Below are 13,239 nucleotides of genomic sequence, written 5' to 3'. Positions count from 1 at the left end.
CGGGCCGCGGAGCGGGCCGGGGCGCGCCGGATCAGCCGAGCCAGCCCCTGACCTTCTCGACCAGGGCGGTCGGGTCGTCGCCGACGGGGGTCACGTTGAGCTTGGTGACCCCTGCGGCGCGGAAGGCCTCCACGCGCTCGCGCACGTAGGACTCCGGGCCGACGAGGTTGGTCAGCTCCACGAACTCGTCGGGTACGGCCGCCGCAGCCTCGTCCCTCCTGCCGTCCAGGTACAGGTCCTGGATCCGCTCGGCCGCCTCCTCGTAGCCGTAGCGGCGGGCGACCGTGTTGTAGAAGTTCTTACCCTTGGCCCCCATGCCGCCGACGTACAGGGCGATCATGGGGCGCACGAGGTCGAGCAGCTTCCTGGTCTCCTCGCCCTCGCCGATGGCGAGCAGGCCTCCGGCGGAGATCTCCAGGTCGCCGAGCGAGGGGTCCCGCTTCGCCCGGCCCTCGGCCAGGGCCTCGCCCCACACCAGGTCGGCCTTCTCGGGGATGAACAGGTGGGGCAGCCAGCCCTCCGCGATCTCGGCGGTCATCGCCACGTTCTTCACGCCCAGCGAGGCCACGTAGACGGGGATCCTCGGGCGTCGGGGGTGGTTGATGATCTTGAGCGGCTTGCCCAGGCCGGTGCCGGCCTCGGGGGCCAGCGGCACCTGGAAGACGGAGCCGTCGTGGGTGAGGCGGTCCTCGCGCGCCCAGACCTTGCGGCAGATCTCGATGGTCTCGCGTGTGCGGGCGAGGGGCTTGGTGTAGGGGACGCCGTGGAAGCCCTCGATGACCTGCGGTCCGCTGGCGCCCAGACCGAGGACGGCGCGCCCGCCGGAGAGGTCGTCGAGCCCCGCGGCGGTCATCGCGATGAGGGTGGGCGTGCGGGTGTACATCGGCAGGATGGCCGAGCCGATGTTCACGGTCTCGGTGCGGGCGGCGATGTACCCCATGAGGGTGGGGCTGTCGAACCCGTAGGCCTCGGCGACCCACACGGTGTCGAGCCCGGCCTTCTCCAGTTCGACCACCCGGTCGACGGAGGCCTTGGGGTCACCCGCGTACTGGAGCGGCATCGAGATGCGCATGTGTGTCCTCCCGGGAGGGCCGGACCCCGGCCCGTGTCGGTGCTGGGTACGCGAGTAACTCTACTGCCGAGTACGATTCGGTTTGTTGTCCGTCTCACACCTCGGCGGTCCTCCCGGCCGGGCCCCTCCGGCCCCGGGGAGGCGGCCTCCCCGGGGCGCGGGCGTCGGCCCCGCGGGCCTCAGCCCGTGTAGGAGTGGCGCTCCTGCGGGAAGGTCCCGTTGACGACCTCGTCCGCGTACGCCGAGGCGGCGTCGCGCAGCGTCTCGTGCAGGTTGGCGTAGGTCTTGACGAACTTCGCCACCTTCGGGCTCAGCCCGGCCATGTCCTGCCACACCAGCACCTGGGCGTCGGTGGACGGACCGGCGCCGATACCCACGGTGGGCACGGAGAGCTGTTCGGTGACCTGTGCGGCCACCTCGGCGGGCACGCACTCCAGGACGACCGCGAACGCCCCGGCGCGCTCCATCTCCTTGGCGTCCTTGAGCAGCCCGGCCGCGGCCTCGCCGCGGCCCTGGACCCGGTACCCGCCCAGCGTGTTGACCGACTGCGGGGTCAGGCCGAGGTGGGCCATCACCGGGATCCCGGCGGAGACCAGCAGCTCCACCTGGGGCGCGACCGCGTGGCCGCCCTCCAGCTTCACCGCCTGGGCCCGGCCCTCCTTCATGAACCGGGAGGCCGACTCCAGCGCCTGCTGGGGGGAGGACTGGTAGGAGCCGAACGGCAGGTCGGCGACCACCAGGGCCCGCTGGGTCGAACGGGAGACGGCGGCGGTCAGGGGGACGAGCTCGTCCATGGTGACCGGAAGGGTCGTGTCGTAGCCGTAGACGACGTTCGCGGCCGAGTCGCCGACGAGCAGGACCGGGATCCCGGCCTCGTCGAAGACCCGGGCGGTGAGGGCGTCGTAGGCGGTCAGCATGGGCCAGCGCTCGCCGCGGGCCTTGGCGGAGGCCAGGTCGCGGACGGTGACGCGCCGGTTGGTGACGCCGCCGTACAGGGAGTTCCCGGCTGAGGGGGTGTTGGCTGTGATGGTCATGACGTGTTCTTCCTCCGTCGTCTCGAAGCACCTCGGCGGGTGTCCCCGGACATGTGGACGAATGATGGTGTCGCGCTCGCGCGCGGGAGGGCACGGGCCCTGGTTGCGGCCCTCGTGGAGGGGGCCGGGCGAGTGCGGCGCCGGTCTCCCGGAGATCTTCCGACCGCCGTGTCCGACGGTGTGGAACCGGCTACCACCGCCACACGCAAGCATCATCGCATGCCGCCGCCGCGCCTCTCCTCGCGGGATACAACCGGATTGCGCCACCGGATCATTCCCTGTACCTCTTGGTGCAGGAGGGCCTGCGGGGAGAGCCTCACACCGTCCGCGCCACCGTGCGGGAGCCCGCCGGGCGCGGTCCGTGCCACGGCCCGAACCGCGGATCGGGTGCCCCGACAGCGGAGGTGGAACGTGGACGCGCAGACGGCATATCGGCGAAGATGGGGCGGGCTCGCGGTACTGGTCATCTGCCTGCTGGTGATCGTCGCGGACAACACGATCCTCAACGTGGCGCTGCGCGTGCTCTCCGACCCCGAGATGGGCGTGGGCGCCAGCCAGTCCCAACTGGCCTGGGCGATCAACTCCTACACGCTGGTCTTCGCCGGGCTGCTGTTCGCGTTCGGCGTGCTCGGCGACCGCCTGGGGCGGCGCCGCATGATCGTGGCGGGGCTCACCGTCTTCGGTGCGGCCTCGGCGCTGTCGGCCTACTCGCAGAGCCCCGAGCAGCTCATCCTGGCCCGCGCCGCCATGGGGCTCGGCGCGTCGATGGTGATGCCGCAGACCCTGTCGATCATCACGAACGTGTTCCCGCCCGACCAGCGCGGACGCGCCATCGGGATCTGGGCGGGCTCGGTGGGCCTGGCGATGGCGATCGGCCCCTCGGCGGGCGGGCTGCTCCTGGAGAACTTCTGGTGGGGGTCGATCTTCCTGATCAACGTCCCCTTCGTCGTTCTCGGTCTGGCGCTGATGTTCTTCCTGATCCCCGAGTCGAGGAACGCGGCCCCGGGCAGGCCGGACGTCCTCGGTGTGCTGCTGTCCATCCCCGGGCTGGTGCTCCTGATCTACGGCATCATCACCGCGGGGGAACGGGCCTCGCTGGCCGACTGGGACGTGTGGGGCGCGCTGGCCGGGGGTGTGGCCGTGCTCGCGCTGTTCCTGGTGCACGAGTCGCGGACCGAGGACCCGTCGCTGGACGTGCGCTTCTTCCGCGACCCGCGGTTCAGCGTCTCCATCGCCACCATCATGGTGATGTTCTTCAGCATGTCGGGGATCATCTTCTTCCTGAGCTTCTACTGGCAGAGCGTGCGGGAGTTCACCCCCTTCGTGGCGGGTCTGCTGGTCCTGCCCGCCGCCGCGGGGCAGATGCTCATGGCGCCGCTCAGCCCGACCCTGGTGCGGTGGGCGGGGCCTCGCGTGGTCGCCGCCTGCGGGGTGCTCGGGGTGTGTTCGAGCTTCGCGTTCTTCACCCGGCTGGAGCCGGACACGCCGCTCCCGCTGATCATCGGGTTCTTCTTCCTCCAGTCGGGGTCGATGGCGGTCGTCCTGACGCCCGCCACGGACGCGATCATGTCGTCGGTCCCACCGGGTAAGGCGGGGGCCGCCTCCGCGGTGCAGAACACGGTTCGCCAGGTCGCGACCGCGATGGGAGTCGCCGCGCTGGGAGCGGTGATCTCCTTCCGGTACCGCTCCGGGATCACCCCGGTCCTGGACGGGTTCGCGGAGGGGGAGGGCGCCGGGCGGCTGAGCCCCGGGGAGCTGCACGCCGCGGGGGAGTCGATCGAGGGCACCCTGGCGGTCGCCCGCGGCGCGAGCGGGGCGGGCAGTGCGCTGGTCGGTCCCGCCAAGGAGGCGTTCATGGCGGGTCTGCACGCGGCCGCGACCGTGTCCCTGTGCTTCGGCCTGGTCGGGCTGGTGGTGATCCTCATCTGGATGCCCCGCGAGGCGGGCAGCCACCAGCAGGCGGAGGCCCGGCGCGACGGGGACACCACCGGGAAGCGCGGCTGACCTCCCCTGGCCGTGCCGACGGGGCACCGGAAGGCTGCCCCGGCGACCACGGCCCCCACGGGGCGGGTGCAGGGGGTCCGGCCGACGCACGGGGCGCGGCCGGTCGCCTACGTTGAGAGCATGCGCCTGACCGCCTTCACCGACGTCTCCCTGCGACTGGTCATGCGGCTCGCGGTGGCGGGGGAGGGCGAACTCCTCACCACCAGGACCGCCGCCGGGATGCTCGCCGTGCCGTACACGCACATGGCCAAGGCCGTGGCGCGCCTGTCCGACATGGGGCTCGTGGAGACTCGGCGCGGCCGTCACGGCGGCCTGCGCCTGACGGAGGAGGGGCGGCGCGCCTCGGTCGGGACGATCGTGCGCGAACTGGAGGGAGGGGGAGACCTCGCGGGCTGCGAGGACGCCCCGCCCTGCCCGCTGCGCTCGGCCTGCCGCCTGCGCGGTGCCCTGCGCGACGCGCGCGAGGCGTTCCACTCCTCCCTCGACGCCGTCACCGTGGAGTCACTGGTGGCGCCGCCGAGCCGGGACGTGCTCACCCTGCTCCGCCCGGAGTAGGAGCGCCGGGTCCGGCGCGTGAGCGCTCCGCTCCCGTCCGCGCCGGACGGACCCGCCTGTGGCGAAGGTCTCCGGGGGCGGGGCCGGGAGGCGACCTTCGCCTCCACCCGGACGGGACCGAGGTCCCGGAGGGTGCGCCCGTGTGCCCCTGGCGCCGAGGCCGGTTCTGCCGTCCGGGCCGCTTCCACCTGTGCGGACACGTCCGTCGAAGCCGCGCCGGGGCTCCGGAGGGGGACCCCGGAGGTGGGCCGTCCGCAGGCGGATTTAATGTGCATCTCAGATGCCAATTATCTGTCCCGGGGCGGTGCCGCACCTCCCGGTGAAGGAGGACGCATGCTCTCCACCGAGTCCGAGGCCACGATCAGGGCCACGATCCCCGTCGTCGCCGCATCGTTGGACACCATCACGGCCCGGTTCTACGGGACGATGCTCGGCGACCACCCCGAACTCCTCGACGGCATGTTCAACCGGGGCAACCAGGCCTCCGGCGAACAGCGCCGGGCCCTGGCCGGATCGATCGCCGCCTTCGCCACCGCGCTCCTGGACCACCCGGACGAGCGCCCCGACGCGCTCCTCTCCCGCATCGCCCACAAGCACGTCTCCCTCGGCGTCACCGAGGACCAGTACGCGGTCGTGCACAAGTACCTCTTCGGCGCCATCGCCCACACCCTCGGCGACGCCGCGACCCCCGACGTGGTCTCCGCCTGGGACGAGGTGTACTGGCTCATGGCGGGGGCCCTCACCGCCCTGGAGGCCCGCCTGTACGACGGGGCCGGGTGCGCCGACCGCGACGTCTGGCGCCCCTGGCGGGTGGCCGAACGCCGCGAGCAGACGCCCGACACCGTCTCCCTCACCCTCGAACCCGCCACCGACGACCCCGTTCCGGCCTTCCTGCCCGGCCAGTACGTCAGCGTCCGGGTGCGCATGCCCGACGGCGTCCACCAGGCCCGCCAGTACTCACTGAGCGGCTGGGACGGCAGGCGCCGCCGGATCACCGTCAAGCGCCTGCGCGCCGGCGGGACCCCTGCCGGGGAGGTCTCCACCCTGCTGCACGCGGCCGCGGCCCCCGGCGACACCCTCATGGTGTCCGTCCCCGCGGGCGACGTCTCCCTGCCGGGGGGCGACCGCCCCCTCGTGCTGGTCTCCGCCGGGATCGGCTGCACCCCGATGGTCGCCATGCTCCACCGGCTCGTCGAACAGCAGAGCACCCGCCAGGTCCTCGTCCTGCACGCCGACCGCGCACCCGCGGAGCACGCGCACCGCGACGAGACCGCCGCACTGGTCGGCACCCTCCCCGGGGCGAGCCTCCGGGTCTGGTACGAGACCGGTGGCGGCGGTGCGGACCACGGGCGCATGGACCTGTCCGGGGTCGCCGTCCCCGAGGGCGCCGAGGCCTACCTGTGCGGGCCGCCGCCGTTCATGCGCGACGCGCGCACGCGGCTGCTCGACGCGGGGGTGCCCGCCCGGCGCGTCCACTACGAGGTGTTCGGCCCCGACCTGTGGCTGGGCGCGGTCTGATCCTCTCCTGCTGGAGGGCCGCCCCGGATCCTCGGGGCCGCCCTCCCCGCCGCCGCACGTCCCGGCCGGCGCCCTCCGAAGATCGAACAGGCCCCCTGCGGACACGGCGAAGCCCCCGCCCGCACGGTCGTGAACCGGCAGGACGGGGGCCTCGTCGTCGCGAGCGCGCGGGCGGGTCAGAGCGTGGGCAGGTACCGCTGGAGCTCGTAGGGGGTGACCTGCCGCCGGTAGGAGTTCCACTCCGTCTTCTTGTTGCGCAGGAAGAAGTCGAACACGTGCTCGCCCAGCGTCTCGGCGACCAGCTCGCTGTTCTCCATGATCCGCAGGGCCTCGTCCAGGCTCTGCGGGAGCGGCCGGATGCCCAGCGCGCGGCGCTCGGCGTCGGTCAGCGCCCAGACGTCGTCCTCCGCGCCGGGGGGCAGCTCGTAGCCCTCCTCGATGCCCTTGAGCCCGGCGGCCAGGATGACGGCGTAGGCCAGGTAGGGGTTGCAGGAGGTGTCCAGCGAGCGGATCTCGATGCGGCTGGAGTTCGACTTGCCGGGCTTGTACATGGGCACGCGCACCAGGGCGGAGCGGTTGTTGTGGCCCCAGCAGATGTACGCCGGCGCCTCACCGCCCATCCCGGCCGAGGCCGCGGGGTCGTCCCACAGGCGCTTGTACGAGTTGACCCACTGGTTGGTGACCGCGGTGATCTCGTCCGCGTGGCGCAGCAGGCCCGCGATGAACCCGCGGCCCACCTTGGACAGCTGGAAGTCCGCCCCCGGCTCGTAGAAGGCGTTGCGGTCGCCCTCGAACAGCGACAGGTGGGTGTGCATGCCCGAACCCGGGTACTGCGTGAACGGCTTGGGCATGAACGTCGCGTAGACGCCCTGCTCCAGCGCCACCTCCTTCATCACGAGCCGGAAGGTCATGATGTTGTCGGCGGTGGTGAGCGCGTCCGCGTACCGGAGGTCGATCTCCTGCTGTCCGGGCCCGCCCTCGTGGTGGCTGAACTCCACGGAGATGCCCATGGCCTCCAGCATGTTGATGGCGTTGCGCCGGAAGTCGTGCGCGCTGTTGTGCGGGGTGTGGTCGAAGTAACCGCCCGAGTCGTTGGGCTCGGGGAGCTCACCCAGCTCGGGCATCTTCTTCAGCAGGTAGAACTCGATCTCGGGGTGCGTGTAGAACGTGAACCCCAGGTCGGAGGCCTTGCTGAGCTGGCGCTTCAACACGTGGCGCGGGTCCGCCGGAGACGGGGAGCCGTCCGGCATCAGGATGTCGCAGTACATCCGCGCGGTGCCGTGGGGCTCGGTGCGCCACGGAAGCACCTGGAAGGTGGAGGGGTCGGGCTGGGCGAGCATGTCGGCCTCGTAGACGCGGGCGAAGCCCTCGATCGCCGAGCCGTCGAAACCGATGCCCTCGGAGAAGGCGGCCTCCAGCTCGGCGGGGGCGACCGCCACGGACTTGAGGTACCCGAGCACGTCGGTGAACCACAGCCTCACGAACCGGATGTCGCGCTCCTCCAACGTGCGGAGCACGAATTCCTGCTGTCGATTCACGATCAACCTTCCTCGCTGCCGGTCGGTCCGGTGCCGGTCCGCTGCCTGCGGAGTCGAGCCGGACACAGTGTCCCAGACCCAGTCTGCCGTGCGGATATTTCCGGGGTATTTCCGCACACGCCCACCAGCCTGTCCGGTCCGTCTCCCCGCACACGCATTATGACCTGTGAAGGAGGCTCGCGGACCACCGACCCACGCGCCGTCCGCCACACCGCAGGGCACCCGGATCGCCACCGCGCCCACCGGCTAGGCTCGCTTCCGTGGCACAGCTGAGAATCGCACTCGCCCAGGTCAACCCCACTGTCGGTGACCTGGAAGGCAACCGCTCGATCGTCCTCGGGTCCGCGCGCGAGGCGGCGGGGGAGGGCGCACACCTCCTCGTCCTCCCTGAGATGGTCGTCACCGGTTACCCGGTCGAGGACCTGGCCCTGCGCAACTCCTTCGTGTCGGCCTCCGTCAAGGCCACCCGCGACCTGGCCGCCGACATCGAGGCCGAGGGGCTGGGCGACCTCCCCGTCGTGGTGGGCCACCTCGCCCGGCGCGAGGGGCCCGGAGCCCGTTACGGCCAGCCCGCCGGGGCACCGCAGAACGCCGTGGCGGTGCTCCACCGCGGTCGGGTCGTGCTCACGTCCGCCAAGCACCACCTGCCCAACTACGGCGTGTTCGACGAGTACCGCAACTTCGTCCCCGGGGACGTCCTCCCGGTGATCCGCGTCCGGGGCGTGGACGTGGCCCTGATGGTCTGCGAGGACCTCTGGCAGGAGGGCGGCCCCGTCACCGCCGCCCGCGCCGCCGGGGTCGGGCTCCTGGCCGTCCTCAACGGCTCGCCCTACGAGCGGCACAAGGACGACGTGCGCCTGGAACTGTGCCAGCGGCGCGCCCGCGAGATCGGGTCCGCCCTCGCGTACGTCAACATGGTCGGCGGCCAGGACGAACTCGTCTTCGAGGGCGACTCCCTGGTCGTGGACTCCGAGGGCGAGCTCCTGGCCCGCGCGCCCCAGTTCACCGAGACCCTCCTCGTCGCGGACCTCGACCTCCCCGAGGGCGCGCCCGCCGAGGGCGGGGAGGGGCCGGGACCGGACGGCCGGACGGCCGGGGGCCGGCGCCACGACGGCACCGCCCCGCTCGGCCCCCACGGCACGGCAACCGGCGGTGAGGGACCCGAGGTCGACGGACTGCGTATCGTCCGCCACACCGTCTCCGCGACCCCCGTCGCCCCCTACCCGCCCAGGGCCGGCACCGTCACGCCCCGCCCGGACCCCCTCTCCGACACGGGCGAGGTCTACCGGGCCCTGGTCACCGGCCTGCGCGACTACACCGTCAAGAACGGCTTCACGTCGGTCCTCGTCGCCGTCTCCGGCGGTATCGACTCCGCGCTCACCGCGACGATCGCCGTGGACGCCCTCGGCGCGGACCGGGTCCACGGAGTGCTCCTGCCCAGCGCCCACTCCAGCGAGCACTCCGTCGGGGACGCCGAGGACCTGGCCGTACGCCAGGGGTTCGCGACCCGCACCATCGGTATCGCCCCCACCGTCGAGGCCTTCGAGCAGGCCACGGCGGGGGCGGAGGTCCCGCTCACGGGTCTGGCGGGGGAGAACCTCCAGGCGCGCGTGCGCGGCACCCTCCTCATGGCGCTGTCCAACCAGGAGGGCCACCTCGTCCTGGCCACCGGGAACAAGAGCGAGGCCGCCACCGGCTACTCCACCCTCTACGGCGACTCCGTCGGCGGGTTCGCGCCCATCAAGGACTGCTGGAAGACCCTGGTCTGGGAGCTGTCCCACTGGCGCAACGCCGAGGCCCGGCGCCTCGGCCGGACCCCGCCCATCCCGGAGAACTCCATCTCCAAACCGCCGAGCGCGGAACTGCGCCCCGACCAGCTCGACACCGACTCGCTGCCCGACTACGCGATGCTCGACTCGGTCCTGGACGCCTACGTCGGCACCGACAAGGGCGAGGCCGAACTCGTCTTCGCCGGGTACGACCCCGCGCTGGTCCGCAGGGTCATCCGGCTGGTGGACCGGGCGGAGTACAAGCGCCGCCAGTCGGCGCCGGGCACCAAGATCAGCTCACGCAACCTCAGCCGCGACCGGCGCCTGCCGATCACCAACCGCTGGACCGTCTGAGCGGCGCCCCGGCGCGCGGCGCGCGGCGCGGACCCCGCGCCCCGCTCCCTCCGGCCCCTCCCGGCCGCGGCGGTGGGCCGGGAAGGGGTCAGCCCAGGCCCAGTTCCCGTAGCCGGGCCCCGGCGGTGGCCCGGTTGGGCACGCCGAGCTTGGCCAGGATGTTGGACACGTGCACGCTCGCGGTCTTGGCGGAGATGAACAGCTCCCCGGCGATCTGCGCGTTCGTGCTGCCCACCGACAGCAACCGCGCCACCTCCGTCTCCCGCGCGGTCAACCCCGACGGGGCGGAGGGCGGGACGGCACAGCCCCCCAAGGCCACCCCCATCCTCCGCGCCAGGTCGGCGGCGGCGTTGGCCAGCGGTACGGCCCCACACGCCTTGGCCGCCTCGTGGGCCTCACGCACACGTTCCCTCGCCCCGGAGCGGTCACCGGCCGCCACCCCCGCCTCGGCCGCGCGGAGCCGGGCGCCGGCCAGGTGAAGGCGCATCGGCGTGGCCTCCCACGCCTCCACCGCCGACACCCACCGCCGCAGGACCTCGTCGGGTCCGACCCCGTCCGCCTCCCCCAGGCGGGCGCGCACGGACGCCCGGTAGGCCTCCTGCGCGACCCCGTGGGAGGGCATCGACGACGCCACCCCGACCACCAGGGCGCCCACACGGCGCGCCGGCGCGACCGTCTCCTGCGAGCGGGCGGGCGCGCCACCCGGGCCCGGGGCGGTGCCCAGGCGCACGGCCTCGGCCATCACGTCCGCCAGCGGCCACGTGTACCCGTGCGCCGCCTCCAGCACCATCCGGTCCAGGACGTTCCCGGCCAGCGAGAGCGCCTCCCCGACGGCGCCCTCGGCCAGGTCGGTCTCCAGCTGCGCCAGCACGGCCAGCTGCACGATGTTTATCCGGGGGCTGGCCAGCGCCCGCTCCCGCTCCGCCGCCGACGCCGCCCGGCGCGCTGTGGCCAGGTCCCCCCGCGCCGCCGCTGCCCGCGCCAGCACCGCGTCGATGTAGGCGTGGTGCGTGTCCGACGAGTGGGTGCGCAGGATCGGCTCGACGATCCGTGTGGCCTCGACCAGATTGCCCAGCTCGAAGTGGATCTCGGCCCGGTTCTGGTGGTTGAACGTCTTGTGGACCGAGGCCCACCCCATCGCCTCGTGGCGTGCCAGGGACTCCTCCAGGACGGCCAGCCCCTCCGTGTGGCGGCCCAGCTCCCGCAGGAAGTGCGCGAGGTTGCCCGCGCCGCGCGCCTCCAGGGCCGGGTCGGAGGTCGCCGCACCGTGGCGGATACCCGCCTCGATCAGCGGGCGCCCCCGCCCCAGGTCCCCCTCCTGCATGTGGAGGCCGCCCAGGGTGATGCGGGCGTGGGCCGCCGCGCACAGGTCCTCGGGCAGGGCCGGGTCGGCGGAGGCGATGGCCTTCTCCGCCAGGCCCCGGGAGGACCATCCGGCCTCCCCCAGCTCCCGCAGCCGCACCTGGTCGGGGCCCTCCTCCCGGCCGACCCGGTCGACCCGGTGGAGGGCGGTCTGCCGGGCGAGGTCGGACAGCAGCAGGGCGTACCCGGGCATGTGCGGGGGGTGGAGCTCCAGAGCCCGGACCAGGTCGGCGATGCCGCCGCCGCAGACGTCCTGGGAGCGTGCCAGTCCCCGGCGGCGCAGCAGCTCCGCCCGCACCCTCAGGGTCCGGTCGTCGTCGTCCTCGGGCAGGGAGGCCAGGGCCTCGTCGGCGATTTCGACGGCGCGCCGGGGGCGGCCCGCCTCCACGGCGGCGCCCGCGGCCCGGCTGCCCACCTCGGCCCAGGTGCCGCCCTCCACCCGGTCCCGGGCGTCGGGGACCCGGTCCCACAGGGTCAGGACGCGTTCGAGCATGGCCAGTTCCTCGCCGTAGGCGAGGGTGTCCCCGGCGCGCACCGCCGCCCACCAGGAGGCCTGGAGGGCGCGGGGCAGGTCCTGCGCGGCGTTGTAGTGGTGGGCCTGCTCGGCGGCACGTCGGTCGAACGGCACCGAGTCGGGGTACTCGTCGATGAGCTGCGCGAAGCGCATGTGCAGTCGGGCGTGGGGGCCCGGCAGGATCTCCTCGTGGACGGCGTCGCGCAGCAGGGCGTGCCGGAACCGGTAGCCGGTCCGGTCCGCCCGCAGCACGTTGGAGTCGACCAGCATGTGCAGGGCGGCCTCCAGCTCCCCTCCGGGAAGCCCGGCCGCGTGGTGGAGCATCTCGTGCTCGACGGCGCCCGAGACCGCGCCGATCGAGGCCACCCGTAGGACCGACAGGGCGGTGGCGTCGAAGCGGTGCAGCGGTTCCAGGAGCAGGTCGCGGAACTGGTCGGGCACCTCCAGGCCGTCACCGGGCCGGTCGTGCGCCGAGGCGGCCAGCGCCTCGACGAACAGGGGGACGCCCTCGGTGCGCCGGTACAGGTCGTCCGTCTCGTGGGGTGTGAGGGCGCAGCCCCGTATCGCCGCGGCCTGGGCCCCGACCTCGTCACGGCTGAGGGGTCCGAGCCGCAGTGGCTCCACGCCCGGCGCGCGCCGGAGCTCGGGGAGGAGCCGGCGGAGGGGGTGGCTGCGGTGGAGGTCGTCGCTGCGGTAGGTGGCGATGATCTGCACGCCGGGGAGGTCGAGGTTGCGGACCAGGAAGACGAGGAGGTCGCGGGTGGCGTGGTCGGACCAGTGCAGGTCCTCCAGGACCAAGGTGACCCCGGTATCCCCGGTGACCTGGTCGAGCAGGCGCAGGACCTGGTCGAAGAGGACGCCGCGGTTCTCCGGGCGCTGGGCCGGTACCTCCCCGAGCTCGGGGAGGAGGCGGGCCAGCTCGCCGACGCCTCCGGGTGCGGCGGCCTCGAAGGCGGCGCGTCCGCGTTCGCGCAGGAGTTGGCGCAGGACGGCGGTGAAGGGCGCGTAGGACAGCCCGTCGACGCCGAGCTGGAGGCACCCGCCGACGAACACCGACCCCTGGGGGAGGGCCGAGACGAACTCGGCGACCAGCCGGCTCTTGCCGACGCCCGCGTCACCGCCGACCAGGACCATGCCGGACGCCTCGGCGCGCGAGCGCGTGGCGTGGTCCCGGAGCAGCCGGAGCTCGGGCTCCCGGCCGACGAAGACGGTACTGCTCTCGGCAAGAAGGGGCATAAAGCTCATTATGTCGATTAATTTCGACGCTTCCACGGCTTTTTCCCACCGCCCGGGGCCAGGGCGGACCTCAGACGGCCCGGCCGAACCGGGCATCCCCGCGGTGGTCCCGGCCCAAGGGCTCCGACGCTCCGGTGCGTGGCGGAGGGGGAACGGACGGGGGGCCCCCGCGGGCCCCGGGCCCCCCGCGCGGGGGGGGGGGGGGGAGGGTGCGCCGCCCCCCCGGGGGGAGGCCGCCCCCCCCCCGCCCCCCCCCGGCCCCCCACCAAGTCGCCCCCCCCCG

8 protein-coding genes are annotated in these 13,239 nt (G+C 73.4%); 4 read left to right on the top strand and 4 right to left on the bottom strand.

What is annotated here, in order from left to right; translation table 11 throughout:
• Window positions 1–31 precede the first annotated feature (31 nt).
• Window positions 32–1,072 (bottom strand): LLM class F420-dependent oxidoreductase, encoded by a 1,041-nt coding sequence (locus tag ACFWTE_RS16305; RefSeq protein ID WP_378780241.1) that lies wholly within the window; start codon window positions 1,070–1,072, stop codon window positions 32–34.
• Between the two features lie 179 nt (window positions 1,073–1,251).
• On the bottom strand, window positions 1,252–2,106 hold the full coding sequence (gene panB / locus ACFWTE_RS16300) for a 3-methyl-2-oxobutanoate hydroxymethyltransferase (RefSeq protein WP_378780240.1): 855 nt from the start codon (window positions 2,104–2,106) through the stop codon (window positions 1,252–1,254).
• Between the two features lie 411 nt (window positions 2,107–2,517).
• On the opposite strand from panB, the gene ACFWTE_RS16295 reads away from it, so the two are divergent.
• The 3 genes from ACFWTE_RS16295 to ACFWTE_RS16285 all read left to right on the top strand — a co-directional run bounded on the left by ACFWTE_RS16295 (window position 2,518) and on the right by ACFWTE_RS16285 (window position 6,183).
• Window positions 2,518–4,110 carry an MFS transporter gene (locus ACFWTE_RS16295; RefSeq protein ID WP_378780239.1) on the top strand — a complete coding sequence of 531 codons (1,593 nt, stop codon included), beginning with the start codon at window positions 2,518–2,520 and terminating at the stop codon, window positions 4,108–4,110.
• A gap of 120 nt (window positions 4,111–4,230) precedes the next feature.
• The gene (locus ACFWTE_RS16290) at window positions 4,231–4,665 is read left to right on the top strand and encodes an RrF2 family transcriptional regulator (protein ID WP_378780238.1); all 435 of its coding nucleotides are present in this window, start codon (window positions 4,231–4,233) and stop codon (window positions 4,663–4,665) included.
• A gap of 333 nt (window positions 4,666–4,998) precedes the next feature.
• Window positions 4,999–6,183 (top strand): globin domain-containing protein, encoded by a 1,185-nt coding sequence (locus ACFWTE_RS16285; RefSeq protein WP_378780237.1) that lies wholly within the window; start codon window positions 4,999–5,001, stop codon window positions 6,181–6,183.
• A 176-nt stretch (window positions 6,184–6,359) separates the two neighbouring features.
• Here ACFWTE_RS16285 and ACFWTE_RS16280 read toward each other — a convergent pair whose 3' ends face one another.
• Window positions 6,360–7,721, bottom strand: coding sequence for a glutamine synthetase family protein (locus ACFWTE_RS16280; RefSeq protein WP_378780236.1), 1,362 nt, complete (start codon window positions 7,719–7,721; stop codon window positions 6,360–6,362).
• A gap of 260 nt (window positions 7,722–7,981) precedes the next feature.
• On the opposite strand from ACFWTE_RS16280, the gene ACFWTE_RS16275 reads away from it, so the two are divergent.
• Window positions 7,982–9,844 (top strand): NAD+ synthase, encoded by a 1,863-nt coding sequence (locus tag ACFWTE_RS16275; protein WP_378780235.1) that lies wholly within the window; start codon window positions 7,982–7,984, stop codon window positions 9,842–9,844.
• A gap of 88 nt (window positions 9,845–9,932) precedes the next feature.
• Here ACFWTE_RS16275 and ACFWTE_RS16270 read toward each other — a convergent pair whose 3' ends face one another.
• Entirely contained in the window at window positions 9,933–12,956 is a 3,024-nt protein-coding gene (locus ACFWTE_RS16270) for an AAA family ATPase (protein WP_378780234.1), read from the bottom strand.
• Window positions 12,957–13,239: the final 283 nt, after the last annotated feature.

This window comes from Nocardiopsis sp. NPDC058631, assembly GCF_042716955.1.
In the GTDB taxonomy this organism is placed as follows: Bacteria; Actinomycetota; Actinomycetes; order Streptosporangiales; family Streptosporangiaceae; genus Nocardiopsis.
The sequence above is the reverse complement of the archived record's forward strand: the minus strand, read 5'-3'. Positions and strand labels throughout refer to the sequence as shown.